This window comes from Arthrobacter zhaoxinii, from assembly GCF_025244925.1.
Classification (GTDB): Bacteria; Actinomycetota; Actinomycetes; order Actinomycetales; family Micrococcaceae; genus Arthrobacter_B; species Arthrobacter_B zhaoxinii.
The window spans coordinates 2037903-2061353 of record NZ_CP104275.1 but is presented as its reverse complement, the minus strand read 5'-3'; the positions used below and the strand labels follow the sequence as shown (position 1 = coordinate 2061353).

The 23451-nt window shown below is 67.5% G+C and carries 30 protein-coding genes; 14 read left to right on the top strand and 16 right to left on the bottom strand.

Translation table 11 applies throughout. From position 1 onward, the window contains the following. Window positions 1-48 precede the first annotated feature (48 nt). Together N2K95_RS09640 and N2K95_RS09635 are read left to right on the top strand one after the other, a co-directional pair. Window positions 49-354, top strand: a complete 306-nt coding sequence (locus N2K95_RS09640) for an antitoxin VbhA family protein (RefSeq protein WP_260651395.1) — start codon at window positions 49-51, stop codon at window positions 352-354. Window positions 355-457: 103 nt separating this feature from the next. Next, entirely contained in the window at window positions 458-1843 is a 1386-nt protein-coding gene (locus N2K95_RS09635; RefSeq protein WP_260651394.1) for a CoA transferase, read from the top strand. Between the two features lie 31 nt (window positions 1844-1874). Here N2K95_RS09635 and N2K95_RS09630 read toward each other — a convergent pair whose 3' ends face one another. Both N2K95_RS09630 and N2K95_RS09625 read right to left on the bottom strand, forming a co-directional pair. Next, window positions 1875-2330, bottom strand: a complete 456-nt coding sequence (locus tag N2K95_RS09630) for a hypothetical protein (protein ID WP_260651393.1) — start codon at window positions 2328-2330, stop codon at window positions 1875-1877. Window positions 2331-2444: 114 nt separating this feature from the next. Beyond that, window positions 2445-3011, bottom strand: coding sequence for an MOSC domain-containing protein (locus N2K95_RS09625; RefSeq protein WP_260651392.1), 567 nt, complete (start codon window positions 3009-3011; stop codon window positions 2445-2447). A gap of 183 nt (window positions 3012-3194) precedes the next feature. Here N2K95_RS09625 and N2K95_RS09620 point away from each other — a divergent pair, with 183 nt between their 5' ends. Continuing rightward, a complete protein-coding gene (locus N2K95_RS09620) occupies window positions 3195-3848 on the top strand; it encodes a M15 family metallopeptidase (protein ID WP_260651391.1) in 654 nt (217 codons plus the stop codon). A 31-nt stretch (window positions 3849-3879) separates the two neighbouring features. On the opposite strand, the gene N2K95_RS09615 is transcribed toward N2K95_RS09620, so the two are convergent. From N2K95_RS09615 to N2K95_RS09600, 4 genes are all read right to left on the bottom strand, one after another. Next, window positions 3880-5184 carry a Y-family DNA polymerase gene (locus N2K95_RS09615; RefSeq protein ID WP_260651390.1) on the bottom strand — a complete coding sequence of 435 codons (1305 nt, stop codon included), beginning with the start codon at window positions 5182-5184 and terminating at the stop codon, window positions 3880-3882. After that, complete coding sequence (locus N2K95_RS09610; protein WP_260651389.1) at window positions 5177-5596, bottom strand: LexA family protein; 420 nt, start codon at window positions 5594-5596, stop codon at window positions 5177-5179. The genes N2K95_RS09615 and N2K95_RS09610 overlap by 8 nt, the downstream gene beginning before the upstream one ends. 71 nt (window positions 5597-5667) lie before the next feature. Beyond that, a complete protein-coding gene (locus N2K95_RS09605) occupies window positions 5668-6219 on the bottom strand; it encodes a TM2 domain-containing protein (RefSeq protein ID WP_260651388.1) in 552 nt (183 codons plus the stop codon). A 162-nt stretch (window positions 6220-6381) separates the two neighbouring features. Continuing rightward, window positions 6382-7389, bottom strand: a complete 1008-nt coding sequence (locus N2K95_RS09600) for an NAD-dependent epimerase/dehydratase family protein (RefSeq protein WP_260651387.1) — start codon at window positions 7387-7389, stop codon at window positions 6382-6384. Window positions 7390-7504: 115 nt separating this feature from the next. Between N2K95_RS09600 and N2K95_RS09595 the strand changes: the two genes are divergently transcribed. Genes N2K95_RS09595 through N2K95_RS09585 form a run of 3 tightly spaced genes read left to right on the top strand, consistent with a single transcriptional unit; the run spans window position 7505 to window position 9639 of the window. Further along, window positions 7505-8350, top strand: coding sequence for an aldo/keto reductase (locus N2K95_RS09595; RefSeq protein ID WP_260651386.1), 846 nt, complete (start codon window positions 7505-7507; stop codon window positions 8348-8350). Window positions 8351-8378: 28 nt separating this feature from the next. After that, window positions 8379-8723, top strand: coding sequence for a hypothetical protein (locus tag N2K95_RS09590; RefSeq protein ID WP_260651385.1), 345 nt, complete (start codon window positions 8379-8381; stop codon window positions 8721-8723). A 46-nt stretch (window positions 8724-8769) separates the two neighbouring features. Next, window positions 8770-9639 (top strand): NmrA/HSCARG family protein, encoded by an 870-nt coding sequence (locus N2K95_RS09585; RefSeq protein WP_260651384.1) that lies wholly within the window; start codon window positions 8770-8772, stop codon window positions 9637-9639. Between the two features lie 2 nt (window positions 9640-9641). Here the strand turns inward: N2K95_RS09585 and N2K95_RS09580 are convergent, their stop codons facing one another. Further along, window positions 9642-9971: a hypothetical protein gene (locus tag N2K95_RS09580; protein WP_255791799.1), complete on the bottom strand. Its 330-nt coding sequence runs from the start codon at window positions 9969-9971 to the stop codon at window positions 9642-9644. 95 nt (window positions 9972-10066) lie between these two features. Here N2K95_RS09580 and N2K95_RS09575 point away from each other — a divergent pair, with 95 nt between their 5' ends. Further along, the gene (locus tag N2K95_RS09575; RefSeq protein ID WP_260651383.1) at window positions 10067-10753 is read left to right on the top strand and encodes an SOS response-associated peptidase; all 687 of its coding nucleotides are present in this window, start codon (window positions 10067-10069) and stop codon (window positions 10751-10753) included. Window positions 10754-10783: 30 nt separating this feature from the next. On the opposite strand, the gene N2K95_RS09570 is transcribed toward N2K95_RS09575, so the two are convergent. Further along, window positions 10784-11758 carry an aldo/keto reductase gene (locus N2K95_RS09570; RefSeq protein ID WP_260651382.1) on the bottom strand — a complete coding sequence of 325 codons (975 nt, stop codon included), beginning with the start codon at window positions 11756-11758 and terminating at the stop codon, window positions 10784-10786. Window positions 11759-11860: 102 nt separating this feature from the next. Here N2K95_RS09570 and N2K95_RS09565 point away from each other — a divergent pair, with 102 nt between their 5' ends. From N2K95_RS09565 to N2K95_RS09555, 3 genes are all read left to right on the top strand, one after another. Next, complete coding sequence (locus N2K95_RS09565; RefSeq protein WP_260651381.1) at window positions 11861-12646, top strand: thioesterase family protein; 786 nt, start codon at window positions 11861-11863, stop codon at window positions 12644-12646. 3 nt (window positions 12647-12649) lie between these two features. Further along, window positions 12650-13390 (top strand): lipoate--protein ligase family protein, encoded by a 741-nt coding sequence (locus N2K95_RS09560; protein ID WP_260651380.1) that lies wholly within the window; start codon window positions 12650-12652, stop codon window positions 13388-13390. A 100-nt stretch (window positions 13391-13490) separates the two neighbouring features. After that, window positions 13491-14258, top strand: a complete 768-nt coding sequence (locus tag N2K95_RS09555; protein WP_260651379.1) for a pullulanase X25 domain-containing protein — start codon at window positions 13491-13493, stop codon at window positions 14256-14258. On the opposite strand, the gene N2K95_RS09550 is transcribed toward N2K95_RS09555, so the two are convergent. Next, window positions 14255-15697, bottom strand: a complete 1443-nt coding sequence (locus N2K95_RS09550) for a lipase maturation factor family protein (RefSeq protein ID WP_260651378.1) — start codon at window positions 15695-15697, stop codon at window positions 14255-14257. The genes N2K95_RS09555 and N2K95_RS09550 overlap by 4 nt on opposite strands. Window positions 15698-15754: 57 nt before the next feature. Then, a complete protein-coding gene (locus tag N2K95_RS09545; RefSeq protein ID WP_260651377.1) occupies window positions 15755-16297 on the bottom strand; it encodes a hypothetical protein in 543 nt (180 codons plus the stop codon). A 117-nt stretch (window positions 16298-16414) separates the two neighbouring features. Between N2K95_RS09545 and N2K95_RS09540 the strand changes: the two genes are divergently transcribed. The 3 genes from N2K95_RS09540 (at window position 16415) to N2K95_RS09530 (ending at window position 18934) form a co-directional block, all read left to right on the top strand. Continuing rightward, window positions 16415-17221 (top strand): PIG-L family deacetylase, encoded by an 807-nt coding sequence (locus N2K95_RS09540; protein ID WP_260651376.1) that lies wholly within the window; start codon window positions 16415-16417, stop codon window positions 17219-17221. Between the two features lie 107 nt (window positions 17222-17328). Further along, complete coding sequence (locus N2K95_RS09535) at window positions 17329-18201, top strand: helix-turn-helix transcriptional regulator (RefSeq protein WP_260651375.1); 873 nt, start codon at window positions 17329-17331, stop codon at window positions 18199-18201. Between the two features lie 4 nt (window positions 18202-18205). Continuing rightward, window positions 18206-18934 carry an NADPH-dependent F420 reductase gene (locus tag N2K95_RS09530; protein WP_260651374.1) on the top strand — a complete coding sequence of 243 codons (729 nt, stop codon included), beginning with the start codon at window positions 18206-18208 and terminating at the stop codon, window positions 18932-18934. 54 nt (window positions 18935-18988) lie between these two features. Here N2K95_RS09530 and N2K95_RS09525 read toward each other — a convergent pair whose 3' ends face one another. Together N2K95_RS09525 and N2K95_RS09520 are read right to left on the bottom strand one after the other, a co-directional pair. Beyond that, complete coding sequence (locus N2K95_RS09525; RefSeq protein WP_260651373.1) at window positions 18989-19216, bottom strand: hypothetical protein; 228 nt, start codon at window positions 19214-19216, stop codon at window positions 18989-18991. Between the two features lie 51 nt (window positions 19217-19267). Further along, window positions 19268-19543, bottom strand: coding sequence for a hypothetical protein (locus N2K95_RS09520; RefSeq protein WP_260651372.1), 276 nt, complete (start codon window positions 19541-19543; stop codon window positions 19268-19270). Between the two features lie 208 nt (window positions 19544-19751). Here N2K95_RS09520 and N2K95_RS09515 point away from each other — a divergent pair, with 208 nt between their 5' ends. Beyond that, window positions 19752-20129 (top strand): VOC family protein, encoded by a 378-nt coding sequence (locus N2K95_RS09515; protein WP_407080074.1) that lies wholly within the window; start codon window positions 19752-19754, stop codon window positions 20127-20129. Between the two features lie 7 nt (window positions 20130-20136). Here the strand turns inward: N2K95_RS09515 and N2K95_RS09510 are convergent, their stop codons facing one another. The 4 genes from N2K95_RS09510 to N2K95_RS09495 all read right to left on the bottom strand — a co-directional run bounded on the left by N2K95_RS09510 (window position 20137) and on the right by N2K95_RS09495 (window position 23387). Continuing rightward, window positions 20137-20955, bottom strand: coding sequence for a DUF427 domain-containing protein (locus N2K95_RS09510; protein ID WP_260651370.1), 819 nt, complete (start codon window positions 20953-20955; stop codon window positions 20137-20139). Between the two features lie 98 nt (window positions 20956-21053). Next, entirely contained in the window at window positions 21054-21599 is a 546-nt protein-coding gene (locus N2K95_RS09505) for a hypothetical protein (RefSeq protein WP_260651369.1), read from the bottom strand. 61 nt (window positions 21600-21660) lie between these two features. Continuing rightward, on the bottom strand, window positions 21661-22302 hold the full coding sequence (locus N2K95_RS09500) for an MBL fold metallo-hydrolase (RefSeq protein WP_260651368.1): 642 nt from the start codon (window positions 22300-22302) through the stop codon (window positions 21661-21663). Further along, on the bottom strand, window positions 22302-23387 hold the full coding sequence (locus tag N2K95_RS09495; RefSeq protein ID WP_260651367.1) for an S-(hydroxymethyl)mycothiol dehydrogenase: 1086 nt from the start codon (window positions 23385-23387) through the stop codon (window positions 22302-22304). Before N2K95_RS09495 ends, N2K95_RS09500 begins: the two co-directional genes overlap by 1 nt. Between the last annotated feature and the right edge of the window lie 64 nt (window positions 23388-23451).

The following is a 23451-nucleotide window of genomic DNA, read 5'->3' as shown; positions in this document are numbered from 1 at the left end:
GCAGCGAAGTCCGGAAAGCATGAAGTCCGGAAAGCAGATGGAGGAAACGTGGTTGAGAACCTGATGGACGTCCTGGCACGTCTGGCGGCTGCGCCACGTCCGGACCCGGTCCCTGTAGGACCGGGTATGGACGTGGTTTCGATGTGGCCCGGATTATTTGAAGGCCTGACCGAGGAGAGGAAAAACTCCATCCGGCAAACCTGCGCCTCCTCTTGGCATGCGGGATGGGAACCGAACCGCGAGGATGTGGCGGATCTGGTGGCGCATGCCCGGGGAGAGATTGATATGGACGAGTTCATGCGCCGGGCTGATGAGCGTGCGCACCAACTGGTCCGCCGAGCGGAGGAACAGTAACTGTCTTGGGCGCGGATGTTGAGAACCTGGCCGATCGGGTGAGCGGCGCAACCGGTGCGATGGCCGATGTTGAGTACGTTTGGATCGAAGCCGGGTAACGCAGTTGCCCCACCCGGCCGCAGACCGGCTACCTCCCCTCTGGCAGGACCTGGCCCCGCTGCTGCCGGCGGACACGGAACCGGCGCCGTGGTCGGGGCCGCGCTGGTGGTGGGCGGGCGTACTGGACGTGGAAGGACTGGCCCTCGGATCCCTGCAGGCGCTGGCGACGGCGCTCGCCGCCGGGACCGGCGCCGCAGGCAGGGGCCGGGACATCGCACTGACCTCCCGGGGCGCCGCAGTGTCTTTTGCTTCCTATACCCATCTGCGGGTGGACGGCCAGGCAGTCGGCGGGTTCGCCCCGCTGTCGGGTTTCCGCCGGACCATCGACGGATGGGTCCGGCTGCACGCCAACTATCCGCATCACGAACGTGCCCTGCTTAAGGGACTGGGAGTTGCCTCGCCGGACGACGTCGATACTGCGCTGCTTCGTCTCTCCGCGCCCGAGGTGGAGGAACGGGTGACTGCGCATGGGGGAGTGGCCGCCAGGGTCCGCACTCCGAAGGAGTGGGCAGAGTCCCCGGCGGGCCGGGCGCTGCAGAACGAGCCGTGGATTCGGGTGGATACGGAGCCGGGTCCTGCTCCCAAGCGCGCCGTCGGGGCAGCGCTGCGCGGCGGGTCGGGCGGGGTTCTGGACGGCCTGCGTGTTCTGGACCTGACGCGGGTGATCGCCGGTCCGTCGGGCAGCCGGATCCTGGGCGCCCTGGGTGCCGACGTGCTGCGGATCGACCCGCCCGCCACCCCGGAGCTGGTGGAGCAACACATTGACACCGGCTTCTCGAAGCGCAGCGCGGTGGCCGACTTCGCCGACCCGGCCGCCTACCGCCGGTTCCGCGAGCTCTTCGAGGCGGCCGACGTCGTGCTGCTGGGGTACCGGGGCGGCTCCCTGGCCCGCTTCGGACTGGAACCGGAAGCGCTGCGGGCGGATTTCCCGGGGCTGGGCGTGGTCAGCTTCGACGCCTGGGGTGATGCCGGGCCGTGGGCGGGCCGGCGGGGGTTCGACAGCATCGTGCAGGCTGCCAGCGGCATCGCCTCCCTCTACGGCGGCTGGGACGGGGACTTGTGGCGGCCCGGAGCGCTGCCGGTCCAGGCCCTGGACTATGCCACCGGACTCGGGGTGGCAGCCGCCGCGGCGGCGCTCATGGGTGCCCGGAACCGGGGAATCAGCGGAGCTGCTCACCTGTCGCTGGCGCGCACCGCGCTGGAGCTGATGCGGCTGCCTGCTCCGCCGCCGGGGACCGAGCGGAGCGAATTGGATCCCGAAGTCCGCACCTCGCCAAGCGCTTACGGCGAGCTGACGTTTGTGCCGCCGCCCCTGCACGTGGACGGGAGGCAGCATGACTACAGCCGGCCGCCGCAGCGTTACGGCAGTTCCGGGCTGGTCTGGGAATGACCCCGCCTTCCGTCGGGCCATCCCGCGGTAGTCAGTTGGCGGAAAAGTGGAAGACGATCCCGGCGGCCACGATGAAGAGCATGCCGAGCGTTGCTGATCCGGCGGTAAGCATGCGGGACGGTTTCCTGCCCCTCCGGGTGACCGTGTGAATAAAAGCCAGGATGCCGAAACAGAAACCAATCAGTGCAAGCACAATAACCACCGGATTCAACGGCGGGCCTTCAGGCGCAGGGTCGCTCCCTATGACACCGGTGAGGGACAGAAGAACCATCACGGCTCCCAGTGCCATTCCCCCGAACAAGGGAATGATGAGGTTTGCCTTGGCTGCATCGAGGTTCCCGGTAAACGTTTCGGCGGTCCGCTTACCGTATGACCCCTCCATCCCCGCGTTCATGGCCTTGACCAGCCTGCCACGCTGGGAATAGCCGACAGCACACCCGGCGATAATGAGTGAGCCGATAATGACGCCCGGCCAGAAAACGGACATAAAGAACCCCCGGTGAATGAGACTGGGCCCGGCTGCCGGGCTGCCGGAAGGCTAAATCAACGGGACCGTGCTGTCACCGGGTAATTACCCGCTCGCGGGGATTAGGCACCTCCGTCAGGGAAGCCGGCCGGGCCGCAGCAGCGAGGGGACGGCAGCCCGCGCCGGATCCAACGGCACGGGGCTGAGGAGCACGGCCGGTCCGCGGTGAAGTGTTCCTGTGCTCAACGGCCGGCAGCGCAGCCCGCCCCGGCCCCGCATCGCCTTGTGCGCACCGGGCGCCAGCACCCGATCCATCCAGGCGCACGGATGAGCCTGCCTGCCGCCGTGGAACTCAACCCGGCCACCTGCCGATTCGAGAACAAAGTCCTGCCCCAGCAGCGGGATCAGCTCGGCACCGCGGAGCACCACGTTGCGGCGGGGCAGCAGCGGATCGAACCGGTCCGCACCCAGCTCCGCGGCGATGGCCTCCAGCGACTCGACGGCGAACAGCGTAACGGCAGCATCCATGTGGGCTGCCTTGCCGAAGAACCGGTCACCGACAATTCCCTTGCCGGCCACCACCTCGGCGCGATCCGCATCGGTGGTGGCGACGTCGGCCGCCCCGTCCTTGGCACGCCCAAAGTAGGCGTGTGCGGGCGAGACGAGCAGGTGCAGGATCTCGACGTCGTACGCATAACTCATGCCTCCACGCTAACCGTTCCTGCGCGCACGGGTTGCCGCCGCGTATCCCGTAGGCGGCACGGGCGCGCCGGTGCCGCGTGCTTTGCACCGCACGTGCGAGGATGGCGCGAAATGACGAGGGTGCCATGTGGATGAGGGGGTAGCGGAACAGTGCGGTACCTGTACCTGCGGACATGCGCGTCCATGGCCGGCCTGCTGTGTTTATGCCTGGTCGTCTCCCTTGCCGTGTTCCTGAATCTGTCCAAGGAGCCGGCCGACGCGGCGGCTGCGCCCGAAGCCGAGGCGCCGGACAGCGTCACGCTCGTGGTCAACAAGCAGCGCCCCCTCGCGGCGGACTATGTGCCGCCGGATCTGGTAGACGCGGGCGGGCTGCTGCTGCGGGCCGAAGCGGCTGCGGCCTATGCCGGCATGGTGAGTGCTGCCGCAGCGGAGGGCGTTTCCATTTCCCCGGTCAGCGGCTACCGGTCACGGGAGGATCAGTCCCAGCTGCACACCTCCTACACCGAGAGGTACGGCCAGGAGGGAGCCGATTCGCTTTCCGCCCGGCCCGGCTTCAGCGAGCATGAAACCGGGCTGGCCGTGGACATCGGCAATCCGGACGGCCTGTGCGCGCTGGAAACCTGTTTTGAAGGAACGGCAGCCGGTTCCTGGGCCGCGGCGAACGCCCACCGGTACGGCTTCCTCATCCGCTATCCGGCCGGGGCGGAACAGATCACCGGGTACGCCTACGAGCCCTGGCACCTGCGCTATGTGGGGCCGGAGGTCGCCGGCGGAGTCCACGAGGCCGGCGTGACGCTGGAGGAGTTCCTCGGTCTTCCGGCCGCTCCGGGGTACTGAACCGCGGCGGCCGAAGGCACACAGACCGCCGCTAAACGGCCTTGACCACCGGCAGTTCACTCCACTCGGTGGTGTACCGGGGCGAGGAATACCTGCGGGACATGGTCCACTCCGGCGTCGCCGTCGACATCCCCGCCAAACCGAGCCCGATGCTGGCAGCCCCGTATTTGTCCGTGACCTTCCCCAGCAGCTCGCCCAGGTTCCGCCGTTCCTGAACGGAAACGAACTCCTCAAAGAGCGGCTGGGCACCGGCGGACTCCAGTCCGCTCAGCATCACCCCGGCCTTGGTATACGGGACACCCTCCACCACTTGGGACTCCAGGGCGCCGACGGCGGCCCGGCTGAGGATCACGGGATCCGACGTCGGGCTGGGCAGGCGCACGGTGGCCGAGGGGAACGACGCCGCCCGCTCGCTGAAGTGGGAGGTCCCCGCGTAGGCAGTGAGGATGCTGGCCTGTTGCCCCTCCCGCTCCAGCCGGGCGGCTGCCTGCTGGGCGTAGATGCTCATCACCTGCCGCATTTCCGCAGCGCTGGTGACCGGCGTCGAGAAGCTGCGGGAGAAGATCAGCTGCTTGCGGTCCGCCCGCTCGTCCTCGTGCGGGATGCAGGCGGTGCCGTTGAGTTCCAGCACGGTGCGCTGCAGGGTGACCGAGAATTTCCGGCGGATCAGTGCGGGATCGGCGGCGCGGAGGTCCGCGACGGTGGAGATCCCCATCGCATCGAGTTTCGTGCCCAGCCGGGACCCCACACCCCAGAGTCCGGTGACCGGCACCCGGGACATGATGGCTTCCACGGCGGCCGGATCCATGGTCTCGAGGTTGCAGACGCCCTGCAGATGGCGGTTCTGCTTGGCGATCCGGTTGGCGAACTTCGCCAGGGTCTTGGTGGTGCCGATGCCCACGCAGACGGGCAGGCCGGTGTGCCGGGCGACGGCGGTGCGGATCGTTGCGCCCTGTGCCTCCAGTTCGCGGGGCGTGCCGGCGAGTCCGAGGAAGGACTCGTCGATGGAGTACACCTCCTGCCACAGCGCGTAGCGCCCCAACAGCTCCATCACGCGGGAACTGAGGTCTCCGTAGAGCTCGTAGTTGCTCGAGCGCTGGATCAGGCCCACGCGCGGCGCGGACTCGGCGAGCTTGAACCACGGGGTGCCGGTCTTGATGCCCAGGGCCTTCGCCTCATCCGAGCGCGCCACCACGCAGCCGTCGTTGTTGGACAGCACCACCACCGGCACTCCGGCGAGTTTCGGATCGAAGGCGCGCTCGCAGGAGACGTAGAAGCTGTTGACGTCCACCAGAGCGATCCGCTGGGCGCCCGGAGGCGCAGCCGGCTCAGACATGGTGCAGGCAGCGGGTCACAACGCCCCAGACCGACAGTTCCGACGGCTCGGCCACCAGGATGTCCGGATAACCCGGGCTCTCGGCCCGCAGTACGATCCGCTGTCCGTCCAGCAGCAGCCGGCGGACCGTGAGTTCCCCGTCCACCACGGCGACGACGACGGCGCCGTCGCGCGGAGTGAGTGAGCGGTCCACAATCAGTTCATCGCCGTTGCAGATGCCGGTGCCCGCCATGGAATCGCCTTCCACCCGGACCACGTAGGTGGAGGTGGGGTCCCGGATCAGGTGCCGGTTGAGGTCGATCCGGCCGTCGAAGTAATCCCGGGCCGGACTCGGAAACCCTGCGGCGGTCGCGGCGTCGGACTCCGACGGCGGGGCGGGGCGGCGGGAACGGTCCGCTGAGAACACCGCCATGCCGAGGCCTCCTATGGGACTGTTCTAGAACATACTTTCGAACCCATAGCCTAGCACCGGACTGCTGTTCGCTACTTGAGCGGAACCCCGTGGGCATCGGTGCGGAAGGTCTTGGCGTTGCAGAGAATCATCAGGCCTTCGACGAATCCCCAGACACCTCCCAAGCCGCTCGTGACAACGGTCACGATAATCTGTGCGATGCCCAGGTTGTTGTTGCCCAGGTAGAAGCGGTGGACGCCGAAGCCGCCGAGGAATACTCCGAGCAGTCCGGCGGCGACGCGGGATTTCTGGGGACGGTAACCGGAGCCCTGCGGCGCATGGCCGAACTGGGCATGGCCGTAGCCCTGGGCCTGCTGGTGGCCGGCTGCCGGGTAACCCTGGACGGGATACCCCTGGGCCTGGTTCGGGTAACCATCGCCGGGCTGGTTCGGGTATCCGGGTGAGGGATAGTGAGGTGCCTGCTGCCCGTATCCCTGGGGATTCTGCGGCTGGGAGTGCTGGGCCTGGCGGTCGGCCGCCGGCGCGGTAGCTTCGGGTTTCTTGGGGGAGGCGTATTGCTCGTCCCAGTCGTCGGACCACTGGTTTCCGTGGTTGTTTCCCTGGCCTGGACCGTTACCTGACATGCTTCCCTCTAACGTTTTTTTCGAAGCCATCCGGACGGGGTGTCGAGATTGCGTTTCAACTCCGGCGGCGAGCGCCGTAAGCATCCGGATATACCTGCTGCCTGCACTCTAACAGTCGCTGGAAACAGAAGCGTCAAACCCGCCCGCTCCGAGGGAACTGTTCTAGCTCCCCGCCCGGACCCGGTCCGCGAGCCGGTCGCTGAGCTCCATCCAGGCCGTGTCCAGGACCTGTTCCTGAGGATGGGCATCGTGCCACTGGACGATTTCGCGGGCCCCTTCGGAAAACGGGATCACCGCCCGGTAGTCCGGCACGAGGGATTTGATCTTGCTGTTGTCGAAGATGACCGAATGGCTCTTGTCGCCCAGCAGGCCCGGGCCGCGCCCCGGATCATGGGCGGCAATGGTCTCCGATGCCACGTGCAGCAGCAGCGGCTCCGGAACACCGGCGGCCGCCGCCAGGGAACGGTACACGGCATCCCAGGGCAGGAACTCGTCGGACGTGATCGTGTAGCTCTCGCCGACGGCGGCGGGCCGTCCTAGGAGGCCCACGAAGGCCTTCGCGAAGTCCCGGCTGTGTGTCAGCGTCCACAGGGAGGTGCCGTCCCCATGCACCACCACGGGCAACCCGGCGCGCATCCGGTGGATGTCCGTCCAGTGTCCGGTCAGCGGCACCATTGTCGCGTCGTAGGTGTGGGAAGGCCGCACGATAGTGCCTGGGAAGCCCTCGTTGCGGTAGGCCTGCACCAGGATGTCCTCGGCGGCGATCTTGTCCCGGGAGTACTGCCAGAACGGGTTGCGCAGCGGTGTGGACTCACGCACGGGGAGCCGGGCCGGGGGCTTCTGATACGCGGAGGCCGAACTGATGAAGACATACTGTCCGGTCCGACCGCGGTACAGTTCCACCGCCGCTGCCACGTGTTCGGCAGTAAAGGACAGGAAGTCCGCCACGGCGTCGAACGTGCGGCCGCCCAGGGCGGTGCGCACAGCGCCGGCATCCCGGACATCCGCGGAGAGCACTTGGACGCCGGCCGGCACCGGACGCAGCGCGGATACGCCGCGGTTCAGCACGGTCACCCGGTGTCCGAGGCTGCAGGCGTGCGCGACGGCGGCCGAACTGATCACGCCGGTGCCGCCGATAAAAAGCAGATCAAGTGCCGCGGGATGCGTCATTGCGGGTTTCCTTAGGTGGTTCCTTGACTGGGGGCGGGAGCCGGGCTTAGGTGGAGGTGCCCCGGCTCCCGGCTGCACCCAGCCTAGATGACCTCACCGCAGGAAAGGCACCGCCATGACAGAGAGTCCCCGCACCGTTGTTCCGGACCTGACACTCGGCAACTCCGTGCGGATTCCGCAGCTGGGGTTCGGCGTCTTCCAGGTTCCGCCCGGCCGGACGCAGGAAGTGGTGGAAGACGCCCTGGCCGCCGGATACCGGCACATCGACACCGCCGCTGCGTACGGCAACGAGGCCGGCGTGGGAGCGGCCATCGCGGCGTCAGGCATTGAGCGGTCCGAGATCTTTGTGACCACCAAGCTGCGCAACGGAGACCAGGGCAGGGCGCGGGCCGCGTTCCTGGACAGTCGGCGAGCGCTGAACCTCGACGTCGTCGACCTGTACCTGATCCACTGGCCGGTGCCCTCGCAGGGGATGTTTGTGCAGGCCTGGAAGGAACTCGAGGCGCTGTACCGCGACGGCTATATGCGGGCCATCGGGGTTTCCAACTTCCTCACCGACCATCTGGATGCCCTGTACGAGCAGAGCCAGGTGCTGCCGGCCGTGAACCAGATCGAGCTGCACCCCGGGTTCCAGCAGGCGGCGCTCGCCGCCGAGACCATGTCCCGCGGCATTGCCGTGGAGGCGTACAGCCCGCTGGGGCAGGGGACTGAGCTGGCCGGAACTGAAGTGGCGGCGCTCGCCGGGAAGTACGGGGCCACCCCCGCACAGGTGGTTCTGGCCTGGCATCTGGGGTCGGGCCGGATCGTCATTCCCAAGTCGGCCAATTCCGAGCGGATGCGGGAGAATCTCGCCGCGGCCGGACTCGAGCTGACGGAGGAGGAGCTGGCGGTCCTGGACGGGCTGGACGGCGGTCGCCGGCTCGGGGCCGACCCGGCGACGGCGGACTTCAGCCAGTTCTGACTGAAGCAGGCACTACCCGGGAGGAAAAATGCGTCCGTCCCAGGAAGCCCTCGACCTTCTGCACGCCATCGCAGACGAACTGCAGGATGACGGTCCGCTGGCCGTCGGCACCATGTTCCGCAGCCCCGGGCTGCGCACCGGATCCAAGATCGTGGCCTTCCTCGGCTCGGGTGACTGTCTGATCGTGAAGCTGCCCAAAGCTCGGGCGGAGGAGATCATCGCCGCCGGGGCCGCTACGCCGGTCACCATGGGTAAGCGCACCATGCGGGAATGGATCGAGGTGCCCGCCGCTGCGGACCCGGCAGCCACGGCGCGGCAGTGGACGGAACTGACCCGCGAGGCGCTGGAATATGTGCGCAGCCTTCCGGGTTAGCACGGCAACCAGCTTTCACTAACTCCACCTGTGACAGGAGAATGCCGTGAACGTTTCATCCCCCCTGATTGCCGTTGTCGGTGCCACCGGACAGCAGGGCGGTGCCGTGGTCACGGCCCTGCTTGACCATGGAGCACGGGTCCGTGCCCTGGTGCGGGACCCGGAGTCAAGCCGGGCGGCAGCGCTCGCGGACCGCGGCGTCGAACTGGTTCCCGGAGACCTGGCGGACCCGAACAGCCTCGACGTGTTGCTCAAGGGAGCGGACGCGGCCTATTCAATGGCCACCATGACCGGGCCCGGCGGAACGGAAGCGGAAACCGCCCACGGCGCAGCGGTTGCCGATGCCGCCCGGCGCACGGACCTTCCGCATCTGGTCTACAGCTCTGTCGGCGGCGCCGAACGGCAGTCGGGAGTGCCCCACTTCGAAAGCAAGCGCCGCGTCGAGGAGCACATCGAGAACCTCGGGCTGCATGCAACCTTCCTGCGCCCTGTGTTCTTTGCGGACAACTTCCAGGGGTTCGGGATCAGCACGGAGAACGGCGACGTGGTGGTGCGAATGCCCCTGCCGGACAACGTTCCGCTGCAGATGGTGACCGTGCACGACGTCGGCCGGGCCGCGGCCGCCATCCTCCTGGGTGGCACCGCGGTGGAGGGCGGCGCCGTCGAAATCGCGGGGGATGAGCTCACCGGCCCGCAGATCGCCGCAGCCTTCGGCGTGGCCGCCGGCCTGCCGGCCCGCTATGAGGCGCTGCCGCTGGAGGCGGTCGCATCCCAGGAGGATCTGGCGGCCATGTTCCGCTGGTTCGGCCAGACTCCCGCCTACCAGGGCGACTTTGAGGCAACCCGTACCCTCCTGGGCGGCGCCCCGCTGGATTTCCCGGCGTGGATCCGGGCCTCGGGATGGACGGCGGACTGACCTCACCCGGCCTCCCGGGCAGTACGGTCCCCGAGGGTTTCCTTGCGGGAGTTGTTGGTCCGGCGCGTCACCGCGGACGCCCACACCCAGGTGGCCCGCCGTAGTCCCGCGTCCTCCCAGAGCACCTGCACGGCGCGGGAGGACCAGCTGCAGGCCTCGCCCTTCACCCGCTCCGCGGCTCCGGGGAACCGGATCCAGGCCCAGACCGGTACCCCGGGCACCGACGTGGTGACCGGATTGTGCTCGAAGTCCAGTTCTTCCGGGGTAAGGCTGATCGGCTCGGCCCGCCGGGCATAGCGGGCCGCCAGCCGCTCGGCGGCGTCCTGGTTCATATAAATAGAATATATGTTCGAATGTCGGTCCGGGTGCAGCGGGCGTCACCGGCAGGGCATGGTGCACAATGGGTGCCATGTGCGGACGCTACGTAATGGCAAGGGCGACGTCGGACCTGGTCTCGGCGTTCGCCGTCGAACAGACAGTGGGACCGGACGTGCTGCCGTCCTGGAACGTTGCACCCACGGACGACGTGCGGATCGTCACCGAGCGGTTCTCCAACGAAGCGCCGGTGCGGCGGCTGGCGACGGCGAAATGGGGCCTGGTGCCGGTCTGGGCCAAGGACCCGAAGATCGGGTCCCGGATGATCAACGCCCGCCGCGAGACTCTCCTGGAGAAGCCGGCGTTCCGCAAGGCGGCCGTGAAACGCCGGGCATTGGTGCCGGCGGACGGCTACTACGAGTGGGAAAAGTCCGAGGACGGAAAGATCCCCACCTATCTGTACTCCGGGAAGCAGGATCCGCTGGCGTTCGCCGGCCTGTACGAATTCTGGCCGGACCCGGCCTTGCCGGAGGACCACGAACACAAATGGCTGCTGAGCGTCACCATCATCACCACGAAGGCCACCGACGCCCTGGGCCACATCCATGACCGCACCCCGCTGATCATTCCGCCGGACCTCTACGCGGACTGGCTGGATCCGAAACTGAGCGGCGGGGCAGACGTCGCCCAGCTGCTTGACGCCGTACCCGAACCCACGCTCACCCCGCGGGTGGTTTCCACCGAGGTGAACTCGGTGCGCAACAACGGGCCGCAGCTGATTGAGCCGGCGAGCGCCTGACAGTCAGGCGCCAAAGCCGCTGCCCTCCGGTCACCAGGCGTAGTCCTCCGGCGCAGGGGAGTGCCCGGGAAAGATCTCGTCCAGCCGGGCCAGCGTCCCGGCATCGAGGGTAACGTCCAGGGCAAGCAGTGCCTCGTCCAGCTGGTCCTGCGTGCGCGGACCGACCAGCGGCGCGGTTACCGCCGGCTGGTGCAGCAGCCAGGCCAGGGCCAGGACCCCGGGCAGGATCTCCAGCTCCGCCGCCAGGTTCTCGTACTGCCGGATCTGCTCCCGGTGTTTCTCCAGCAGGTCCCGCACTCTGCCCTCGGCACGCCGCCCGCCGCCGTCGGCCTCCTTCTGCAGGATCCCGCCCAGCAGGCCGCCCTGCAGCGGAGACCACGGCAGGATTCCCAAACCGTACTGCTGCGCGGCGGGAAGGACGTCCAGCTCCACGGACCGGTTGATCAGGTTGTAGATGGACTGTTCACTCACGAGTCCGGAGAAGTTGCGGCGGCGGGCGTTTTCCTGGGCCCGGGCAATATGCCAGCCGGCGAAATTGCTGCTGCCGTTGTAAATGATCTTTCCCTGCGCCACGGCCACTTCCATGGCCTGCCAGATCTCGTCCCAGGGCGTGTTCCGGTCCACGTGATGGAACTGGTAAAGGTCAATGTAGTCCGTCTGCAGCCGCTTCAGGCTGGCGTCCAGGGCACGGCGGATATTCAGGGCGGAGAGGAACGTGTCATTGGGCCGCTCGCTCATGGAGCCGTACAGCTTGGTGCCCAGGACGGTGTCCTCGCGCCGGCCGCCGCCCTTGGCAAACCACCGGCCGATGATCTGCTCGGTCCAGCCCTTGCGCTCACCCCAGCCGTACACATTGGCGGTATCGAAAAAGTTGATGCCGGCGTCGCGGGCGGAGTCCATGATGGCGTGGGCGTCCGCCTCCTCGGTTTTCGGGCCGAAATTCATGGTGCCCAGGCACAGGCGGGATACGGACAGGCCGGAGCGGCCGAGATGGGTATATTCCATCCGGCCAGTGTGCCCTGCGTTACGTTCCGGGGCCAGCCGTCCGGCGGCGCTGGGGTAGCCTGAAAGCTCCAATTTCCGCGAACGGCAGGGAGAAGCAGGCACGTGGCTGAATCGTATTACCGCTCACTGGGCAACGGCGCCTATGAGGCAACCATCCACACCCAGGGGGCCTGGAATCCGCAGGAACAGCACATGGCGCCGATTTCCGGCCTGCTGGCCCACTGCCTGGAGCAGTTCCGTCCGCGGCCCGAACTGCGCATGGCCCGGATCAGCTACGACATTTTCGGGTTGATCCCGCGCACCACCTTCGAAGTGAAGACTTCCGTCCTGCGTCCCGGGCGCACCATCGAACTGGTGCAGGCCGAGATGGTGGCCGAGGGCCGCACCGCCGTGCGCGCCACCGCCTGGCGCATTGCCCGCGGCTCCACTGCGGACGTGGCCGCAGTGGAAGACGACTCCATGCCCGGCCCGGCGGAGGCAGGCAGCCACGAGGGCATGACCGCGTGGCCCGGCGCCTTTATCGAGTCCCTGGAGAAGCGGGCGCTGCCCGGGCTGCGTCCGGGACGCGGCCGGGCCTGGCTGCGCACCCCGCACGAAATGGTGGAAGGCCTGCCCACCTCGGACCTGGTCCGCCTGGTGGGCATGGCCGATACCGCCAACGGCATCTCCACCCGCGTCCCGCCGGGAGGGGACAGCTACATTTTCCCCAACGTGGACCTGCAGCTGCATCTGCACCGGGATCCCCGCGGCGAGTGGCTGGGCCTGGATACCCGGGTCACCTTCGGCACGGACGGCATCGGCCTGACCTCCACTGTCCTGCATGACGTCCACGGACCGTTCGGGCGCAGCGAGCAGATCCTGACCGTCCGCCCGCTCGGCGGAGCGTAGCCCGTGCCCGCGGCCCTGGAGGTGTTCCGGCAGGAGGACTCCCTCGGCGCCGCCGCGGACCTGGACTTCGCGCTCGCCATGCTTGACTCCGTTCGCCGCGGCGAGCTCGGCCCCGCCCTGCGGATCTACCGCCCCCGCCCCACCATGGCGCTGGGACAGCGCGACGCGAAGCTGCCCGGCTTCGCCGCAGCGCAGGCGGCCTGCCGGCGGCACGGTTTCGAGCCGCTGGTCCGCAAGGCCGGCGGACGGGCCGCCGCCTATCACGACGGCTGCCTGATCCTGGACCATGTGGAGCCCGACGTCGATGCGCTCGCAGGTTCCCGACGCCGGTTCGCCGACTTCGGCGAGTTGCTGGCGGCTGCGTTCCGCAAGGCCGGGCTGACCGCCGGGGTAGGCGAAATCCCGGGGGAGTACTGCCCCGGGGAGTTCACCGTGTACGGGCAGGCCCCCGGCGGGGAACGGATCAAACTGGTGGGCACCGCCCAGCGGGTTGTCGCGGGCGGCTGGCTGTTTTCCTCGGTGCTGGTGGTGGACAACGCCGCACCGCTGCGGGAGGTCCTCACCGACTGCTACGCCGAACTCGGGCTGGACTGGGAGCCGGGCACTGCCGGCGCCGCCCGGGACCTCGCCCCGGAGGTGGACCTGGCCCAGGTGCAGGACGCCGTCCTGGCCGCTTATGCCGGCTACGCACCCCTCGTCGACGGGTCTTTTGCCCGGCTGCGGGCGAGAGTTACGCAACACTAGGCCCGTGGTGCTTCGTCGCCGGGGTTCCCGACGATAGTGTTGATGGCGGTCAGCGGGCTTATCAGGAGCCGCTATCTTCATTCGTAACAAAGGAATTCCATTGGGCTCAGACACCGTTGAAAACACTGCGCTGCGGCTGCGGGCGGTCCTTGAAATCCTCGCCGCAGAGGACCCGTCGGCTACCGGCAAGGTCAGCAAGGCGAAGGTACTCGGCACCGCCCTGGACCGTGTACCGCTTGCCGGACGCGAGGCGGAAACCCTGGCCAGCGGCACCACCCGCGGCGAGCGTGCCCTGGTGAATGCCACCACCAAGCTCGTCAAGGCCGGCTGGATCCTCAAGGAGGCCCGCGCCGGCTGGAGCATCACCAACGAGGGCCGCCAGGCCCTGAAGGACTTCCCGGAGCCGGCGCATCTGTCCGCTGCCCTTAACGGCAAGCCGGTACCCGAAGCAGTCTCCCCGGCTGAGGAAGTAGTGGAAGAGGCCCTGCGCGACGCCGTCGCCGTACCGTCGGCTCCGGCCGAGCAGCACGGCTCACACCCGGAGACCGATATTCCGGAGCCGTCCTTCCCGCAGCCGCAGTCCGTGGCCCTTGCCGGCGACTTCGGCGCCGCGCTCGGCACCGAGGACTGGGACCCGGCCGGAGCGCAGTTCGCCTTCGACCGCCACGACGAACTGTGGAAGCTCACGCTGGACCTGCCCGAAGGCACGTACGCCTACAAGGTGGCACTGAACGGTTCCTGGGACGAGAACTACGGGTTCGATGCCCACCGCGACGGCGGCAACATCGAAACGCGGCATGCCGGCGGCCCGCTGACCTTCCTGTACGACCACGCCACGCACAACGTGGTCGCCAAGGTAAACGCCTAGGACGGACCCCCTCCCGGACCCGGTCCCTCGACCGGGTCCACGAGGATCCCCGCCGGTTCCCGTACCCACCAGACCCGTTCGCGGCGCAGTTCCGCGGGCGTGGAAAAACGGTAGCGGTAGACCCGGGCGCGGATCCAGCGGGGCGCCTCGCCGCCGAACGGATCCCTGCGCAGCAGGCGCAGGGTCCGGCGGTCGGCAGCGAGCAGTTTCCGCAGCAGCACCGGGAACCAGGCCCCGGAGGCACCCAGGCCCAGAAACCACATCAGCCAGTCCAGCCGCAGATGGTAGGGCGCGAACTGGCGCGGCATCCGGCGCGGGTCCCCGGGTTTGCCCCGAAACTCGTACTCCAGCCAGCGGGCATCCGGCCCCGGCGGATCGTTGGTGCCCTCAATGACCACCTCGCTGCGGTGCCGGGTGATGCTCCCGAACGCGCCGTAGGCGTTGGACAGGTGCCAGCGGTTGAAGCTGGCATTCATCAGCTGGTCCCGGCGGACCAGGTTCTTCAGCGGCGCCCAGGCCCAGTACAGGACCGCCACGGTTACGGCTAGGACGACGACGGCGAACGCCGCCGGGGTTGCCTCCGGATCCGGTGCGGCGAACTGCACGCCCGGAAGCACCGCCCGCACGGCCGAATCGCTGACCGCCGTGCACGCCAGCAGGATGGTCAGCACGTTCAGCCAGGCGAAGTTCCCCGAGAGGACCAGCCAGAACTGGGTAATCACCACCACTGCCGCGGCGATCGAAGCCACCGGCTGCGGGAAGAACAGGAAGAACGGCACCACCAGCTGGGCGAAGTGGTTGCCCAGCACCTCCACCCGGTGCAGCGGCCGCGGCAGGTGGTGGAAGAACCAGCTCGCCGGGTTCGGCATCGGCTGGGTTTCGTGGTGGTAGTACAGGGCCGTGAGGTCCCGCCACACCCTGTCGCCGCGCAGCTTGATCAGGCCGGCCCCGAATTCCAGCCGGAACACCAGCCAGCGGAAGGCCCAGAGCACCGCCACCGGTGCCGCGACGTCGTCGGAGCCCAAAAACGCGGCCAGGAATCCGGCCTCCAGCAGGAGCGATTCCCAGCCGAACCCGTAGAACGTCTGCCCGATGTTCACCACCGACAGGTACAGCCCCCAGATAAACAGGAACGCCGCCATCGGCAGCCACCACGGCCCCGACTGCGGCACTCCCGCCACCAGCAGGGCGGCGACGACGGCGCCTGCCCAGACGACGGCGAGCAGGAACCGGTCGGAGTAGTGCCAGTGGAAGAGGGTAGGAATTCCCCGGCCCTTAACCCGGGCCAGGAACGTCGGTGCCGGCAGCAGTCCGTTCTCGCCCAGCAGGGCCCGGAACTGGGCGGCGGCGGAGAGGAACGCGATCAGGTAGACGGCGGCAATACCCCGCTGCAGGACCTGGCGGGCGAATTCGTACCCTTCGGCGCTGAACCACTCCATGGCACTCCAGCCTAACGCCGGCGGCGGGAGGACGCCGCCCGATCCTGGACGCCCGGCCTAAATGTACTTGTTGATGTAGACCCAGCGTCCCCCGAGGTTTGTCCGGAGGCCTTCGAGCAGGGTCATGGTGAGTTCGGGTGAATACCCGGCGGTGCCGGTATCGATGATGACCGCGAAGGACGCCACGGCCATGCAGCTCCGCAGGTCCCAGTCACCGAAGAGTCCCGTCCAGGAGCAGTCGGGACAGGCAAGCCGAGGCTCGGGACCGCCGTCGTACCATTCACTGACCAGCGGAACAATCAGCTCGAGCGGAAGCTGGACGGTGCAGCGCCGGCACACGGGACCCCCTGTGCCCTCACCGGCAAAGTAATAATCCCGTCCGGAGACAAAGCTGTAGCTTCCGTTGGCGTCTGCGGATGCCGCCAAGGTGCGCGGTCCGAAGGCGTCGGCGGGATGTTTGTCGTAGTAGAGGTCGTAGACCGTAGGGTCGGCCATGCTCCAGCCGGTACTGCGGAACCAGTTCCGTACCTGGCTGAATCGTTCCTCGCTTCCTTCCGCTTCCACGGAAAGGTCCAGCAGTTGTTCCCGGTTATCGCTCATGCCACACCGTAACGAATGCCGGCGGAAAATACCCGAAAGCGCCGCCGGTTCCTCCTGCCTGCCCCTCGTCCTACGCTGGAACGGTGGCAAAACGCTCTGCCGCAGGAGGTGCCGGAAATGACCGGATCGCATGTCCTTGCCCTCGTCGTCGCCCACCCCGACGACGACGCCTACGGGCTGGCCGGAACGGTGGCACTGCACGAACACGATCCGGGGTTCCGCTTCGTCCTGGTCCACGCGACCGACGGCGGCGCGGGGCAGATCGATCCGTCCTATCCGCCGGTGAACGAACCGCTCGGGCGGATCCGCCGGCGGGAGACGGACGCCGCCTGGATGGCCCACGGCCGGCCGCCGGACCGCCACGAGTGGCTGGACTACGACGACGGCGCGGTCGCCGCAGTTCCCTTCGGGGAACTCGAGGAGCGCATCGGCGGCATTCTGGCACAGGAGCGGCCCGACGTCGTCGCCACCTTCGGTCCCGACGGGCTCACCGGGCACCCGGACCACATCGCGGTGGGAGCGGCCACGGATGCGGCGTTCGGGCGCCTGAAGGCCGACGGCGGTCCGGGGCTGCAGCGCCTGCTGCACGGGGGAGTGTGCCGCTCCACCTGGGACCGGTGGAACCGCAGCCGGATCCGGCACGGACTTCAACCGTGGATCGAGGGAAGGGTGTATGACGTGCATCCGATCCCGGACGAGCAGATCGGGATCGAGGTCAATGTCGGCAGTGTGGCGCACCGGGTCGTGGCAGGGCTCATGGAACACCGGACCCAGCGGCACGTGGTCTCACCCGGGGTGCCCCCGGATGTGGACGAAGACGTCCGCTGGGGGCGCACCGTCGGCTCCGAGATGCTGGCCATCGCCTGGCCGCCGCGGCAGCCAGGGGGTGCGGTGCTGAGCGATGTTTTCGAGGGGCTGGACTAGAAGCGGAACAGGGAATCGGGCAGGCCAGAGCCCTGTCCAACCGGGGGAGTGACAGGACCCCCTCTGCCGCTGTCCCATCTGCCCTGCCAGGTCCTAGGCTGGCTCCCATGAGTAAGACACCGAACGCCCTTGGCGACTACCTGCGGGCCAGGCGTGAGCTGGTAACCCCGAAGCAGGCCGGCATCCCGGACATAGGTGTGCGGCGCGTGCCCGGACTTCGGCGCGAGGAAGTGGCCATGCTCGCCGGCATCAGCGCCGATTACTACCTGCGGTTGGAGCGCGGTCGGGACCGGCACCCCTCCGTGCAGGTCCTCGAGTCCATCGCCCGCGTGCTCCAACTTGACGACGACCACCTCGCGCACCTGCTCACGCTGGTTGCGGACGTTCCCCGGCAGCGCGTTCGCCGGCCGGCCAAGGAATCCGCTCCCCCTGGTGCACTCAAGCTGCTGGATTCGCTCGCCCAGCCCGCCTTCATCGAGGGGCGGTACTTCGACATCCTGGCCTCGAACAGTCTGGCGAAGGCGCTCTCACCCCGTCTTGATGTCGGGGGGAACCAGCTGAGGGACATGTTCCTCGACCCGGCCGAGCAGGCCCTTTATCCGGAGTGGGAAGCGGTGACGGAGTGCTTCGTTGCGAACCTTCGGCAGTCCGTGGGCAAGGATGTCGATAATCCCCGTTTCATTGAACTCGTCGGAGAGCTTTCGCTGGCGAGCCCCTACTTCCGCCGAATGTGGGCACGGCATGAAGTGGGGCCCCAGAGAGGCACACCGATGCGGCTCAACCACCCGCAGATCGGGGAAATGACCCTCAACCGGGAGCGGCTGGGCATCAACGGAGCGGACGGACTGATGCTCGTCATTTACCACCCCGACGCCGGGTCGGACAATGCTGAGAAACTCGCGCTCCTTGCCTCCGCGGCCTTCTCAACGAACAGGGGCCAGGAACATCCACACACCAGCGCTGGGTTAAGCAACGAGTAATACCGTGACTACCATCGGCATCCTCGGCGCGGGCCAGGCCGGAACAACGCTTGCCCGGGTGGCGACGGCGGCGGGCTACGACGTCGTTATCGCGAATTCGCGGGGACCCGAAACCTTGCAGCGGCTGGTCAAGGACTTGGGACCGCGGGCACGCGCCGCCTACGCGGCAGAGGCCGCGGCTGCAGCTGACTTCGCCGTGACCGCGTTCCCGTACGCGCCCGGTGACCGGCTGCCGGTCCAGGAACTCGCAGGAAAAGTCGTGATCGATAACAACAATTACATGGTCTGGCGCGACGGGAACTTCCCTGACGTCGATGCCGGGCTCAAGACAATCCATGAGTTACGTCAGGAACAGCTGCCCGCCTCAAAGGTCGTCAAGGCGTTCAATCACGTCCAGTTCCATGAGCGCTTCCACCTCCGTGTCCCCAGCGATGCGCTGCCGGCCATCATACGGCTGGCGCGACCGGCCGGAGCACCTGACCGTAAGGCGCTGGCCGTCTCCAGCGATTACCCGGAGGCCGTCGAACTGGTGACCCGGTTCTACGACGATCTCGGATTCGATGCAGTTGATAACAGTCCCCTGAGCGAATCCTGGCGCAGCAGCCCCGGTACGCCGATGTGGCGCCACCACGTCGATGGACAAAGCCGCGAGGAACTCATCCGCAATCTGCAGCGCGCTCAACGGTCCGTCATCGCGGCAGCGGCTCAGGCGAAGGGACCCTCGCCTGCGTAAAAAGCTTCGGCAGGCAGGCAGGGTGCCTTTTGGGTGCAGACGTGTGTTAGGTCCTCATGACGTGACCCCCTGAAGGATGAGCCCGACGCCTGCGGAGAGCAGCCCGACGCCCAGCACAGCCGCCCCAATCCACAGCAGCATAATGGCCCGGCTGGGCCGTGCGGGATCCTGACCGATCACGGAGACGAAAAAACCGGCGGGCATCAGGATCGCAGCCACGAGGACGCCCAGGGAAATCGTGGCGAACGGCTCGGGCACGCCGTTCGCCTGCACGATCACCATGACGAGAAGGCCGAGGATGACGAGCACTCCCGCATGAGCATGGCCGCACGGTCAGCCGGCTCGCCGCATCCGAGCCAGTTCTTCTTCAATTCGGCGATCCGATACGGCGGGACGGCCTGCGTAGACCGGGATTCCCGCAATGACCGCGGCGGCAAGAGTTCCCAGGATCGGCCAGACCGGCCAGAAGTAACCGCCCGGCGTCGTGAAGTACCAGATAACGATCTGAAGGACCGCGAGCAGCAGCCAGAGACCGACCACTCCCTTGTAGATGGTCTTCGCGATGACGCGCCGGCGGGCAAGATCGTACGATTCATTAGGCGTTGACATGGCGTGGTCTCCCTTTCTGATGAAGTGTTGGGGAACCAACGCTACGAACCCCGGTTATCAGCGGCCAGTGCCCTGCGCAGCCGGGGGTTCGACAGGACCCACCCTCCCGAATTTGCCTGGTGCAGCGGATACTGGCCGTGCCGACGGAACTCCCGGATGGCCGGCACGAGAAAACCCGAACAGACAGGGAACACTCATGAGGATTGTGGTGACCAGTATTTTTGTGGACGACCAGGACAAGGCACTGGATTTTTATACGCGTGTGCTGGGATTCGAGCAGCGGCAGGATGTGCCGGCGGGCGGGGCGCGCTGGCTGACTGTGGGTGTGCCGGGGGAGGACACCGGGGTGGAACTGCTGCTCGAACCGGCCGGGCATCCCGCCGTCGCGCCATTCACGGAGGCGCTGGTAGCGGACGGGATCCCCTTCACCTCCTTCGCCGTTGACAGCGTGGAGGACGAATATCAACGGCTGTTGGACCTGGGCGTGGCCTTCACCCAGCCGCCTACCCGGATGGGACCAATAACGACGGCGGTTTTCTCCGACACCGTCGGCAACCTTATCCAGATTGCCGATACTGCGGACTGAAGCAGCCTTAGAAGCGGAACAGGGAGTTGATCTCCTGTTTGGTGTCATCCACATACACGTCGGTGCGCTCGTCGAAGAACGAGACCCGGTCTTTCAGCTGCGCCGAGTCGGGCAGCACCCGTTCATACGACCAGGCCAGGTCCGTTCCCGCCGGATGCCCGGCCACCGACCAGTAGTTCGCCGTCCCCTTGTACGGGCAGACGGACCGGAAGGTCGATGTGTTGAGGACATCCCAGTCCACGTCCCCGCGCGGAAAGTAGGTCCGCGGCGGAAGCATGGTTTCGTACACGAGCAGCGGCTGGCGGGTCTCGGCCAGCAGCTGTCCGTCCAGGTGCACCCGCACGGCACGCGAGGAGTCCACGGCGTCGACCCGGTGGAAGGGGTCCCGGGGGTGCCCCTCAACCATCTGGTCTTCCTCCAGCCACCGGTCGAACGCATTGAAGTCCAGCAGCACATACCCGCCAAGATCTGCATCATCCGGACGGAACCCCGCACCGGGCAGCTCATGCGCACCCGCACGCAGGTCCAGTGGCTGGCCGGGGGCAGTGTGCGCGGAGAACGGGTAGCGCGGGTCCATCAGGGCGCCGGGCGGCACCTCGGCCAGCGGGTCGCCGTCGGGCTCCGAAGCAGCCGCCACCTCCGCTGAGATATCTCCGGCGGGTACGGCGTAGATAGGGGTGACCCGTCTCGGCTCATAGGCCAGCACCGCATTGGTGGAATCCACCACGGTGTTGCCGCCGAGCTGCGCACGGATACGCCGCGGCGTAGGTTCGTAGCGCAGCTCCGGCAGGAGTTTCCAGAAAGCGGGACTGATGTGCAGGGCCATGGAACTAGTCTCTGGCGGGCCGCCACCCGAAACAAGGGGTTGCGGATTCGGCAGGCAAAGTCTTAATCCGGGGACGAACGCGGAGGGGATCCGGGGTGCTAGAGATGGTGGTGGACGTAGGCCCAGCGGCCGCCGAGCTCTGTCTGCAGGCCTTCGATCAGGGCGTCAATGAGCGGGTCTGATGTCCCGCTGCTGGAGGTATCGATAATGAGCGCAAATGACGATACCGCCATGCATCCCCCGATGTCCCAGTTCCCGAGCAGGTCCGTCCAGGAGCATTCCGGGCAGGTGAGGAGGGGTTCAGGGCCGCGTTCATCCCATTCCCGTATCTGCGGGATGATGGGCATCAGCGGGAGTTCCGTGCCGCATTTGCGGCACTCCGGTCCTCCTGCACCGTCCCCGGCGTGGTAGAAATCCCGGCCTGCGACGAAGGCAAAACTAGTGTCGAACCCGGGGCCTGCGGTGAGGAGGCTCCGGGGCCCGAAGGCGTCGGCAGGGTGCTTGTCGTAATACGTGAAGAACATGGCCGGATCGGCCTTGCTCCAGCCGTTGGCTCTGAGCCAGTTTCGGACTTCCTGCAGGCGCTCTTCCGCGCCGTCCTCATCCACGGACAGATCCAGCAGCTGTTCCCAGTGAACTCCCATGCGCACACCCTAACGCAGGCCGCGGCGCCCGCGGCCTGCGTTCGGATGGGCATGGCGGGTCCTAGTGCCCCCGGTCGATCCATTCCTGCAGGTGCGGACCTTCGGCGGCGATCGACGTCGAATCCCCGTGCCCGGTGAGCACCTTCGTCTCCGCCGGCAGCGTCAGCAGCCGTTCCCGGATGGATTCGATGATGGTCGGGAAGTCGCTGTAGGAACGGCCCGTGGCACCGGGGCCGCCGTTGAACAGCGTGTCGCCGCTGAAGACCACCGGCTCCGGAACGTCCTCACCCGCAGCCAGCGAGAAGCACACCGATCCGGGGGAGTGGCCCGGGGTGTGCAGGGCGCGCAGGGTATGGCCGGCGATCTCGAACGTGTCGCCGTCCTCAATCACGTCGTCCGGGCCTTCGTCGGGGAACACGGCATCCCAGAGCATCCGGTCCGCGGCGTGCAGGAACACCGGGGCGCTGAAGCGGTCCCGGGCCTTGCCGACGGCACGGATGTGGTCGTCGTGGCCGTGCGTGAGCAGGATGGCCATGACCTCCCGCTCACCTACGGCTTCGGCAATCGCGTTGATGTTGTGTGCGGGGTCGATGACGATGACCTGGGCGTCGTCGCCGACAATCCAGACGTTGTTGTCCACGTCCCAGGTGCCGCCGTCCAGGGAGAAGGTTCCCGAGGTGACCACGTTGTCGATGCGGAACATTACAGTTCCACCACCGAACGCAGGACCTTGCCGTCATGCATCTTGGTGAAGGCTTCCTCGATGTCGCCCAGGCCGATGCGCTCGGTGACGAAGGCATCCAGGTCCAGCCGGCCGAGCTTGTACTGCTCCACCAGCATGGGGAAGTCCCGGGAGGGCAGGCAGTCGCCGTACCAGGAGGACTTCAGGGAGCCGCCGCGGCCGAACACGTCCGCCAGCGGCAGTTCGATCTTCATCTCCGGGTTCGGCACACCCACCAGCACCACGCGGCCGGCGAGGTCGCGGGCGTAGAAGGCCTGCCGATAGGTCTCCGGGCGTCCCACCGCGTCAATCACGACGTCGGCGCCGAAGCCGCCGGTGAGGGCGCGGATGGCTTCCACCGGATCTTCGTCCTTGGAGTTGATGCCGTGCGTGGCGCCCTGGGCCAGAGCCAGCTCAACCTTGGCCGAGTCGATGTCCACGGCAATGATGGTGGTGGCGCCGGCCAGCTTCGCACCGGCGACGGCGGCAATGCCCACGCCGCCGCAGCCGATCACGGCCACGGATTCCCCGCGCTGCACGGCGCCGGTGTTGATGGCGGCACCGATGCCGGCCATAACACCGCAGCCGAGCAGGCCCACGGCGGCGGCGTCGACGTCGTCGTCCACCTTGGTGCACTGGCCGGCGGCCACGAGGGTCTTCTCGGCGAACGCGCCGATGCCCAGGGCTGGCGTCAGCTCGGTGCCGTCCTCCAGGGTCATCTTCTGCGTGGCGTTGGCGGTGTTGAAGCAGTACTGCGGCTCGCCCTTGCGGCAGGCGCGGCATTCGCCGCACACTGCGCGCCAGTTCAGCACCACCCGGTCACCGGGGGCAACCTCGGTGACGTCGGGGCCGACGGCGGAGACGACGCCGGTGGCTTCGTGTCCGAGCAGGAACGGATAGTCATCATTGATGGCGCCCTGCTTGTAGTGCAGGTCGGTGTGGCAGACGCCGCAGGTGAGGATGTCCACCAGGGCCTCGCCGGGGCCGGGATCCGGAACCAGGATGGTCTCCAGGGAGACGGGGGCGTTCTTTTCCTTGACGACTACGGCCTGAACTTTATGAACCATGAGTGTGCTGCCTCTTTCGCTGTCCTGGCGGGAAGCCTGAGTCCGGCCTCCCGCTTCCCATCCT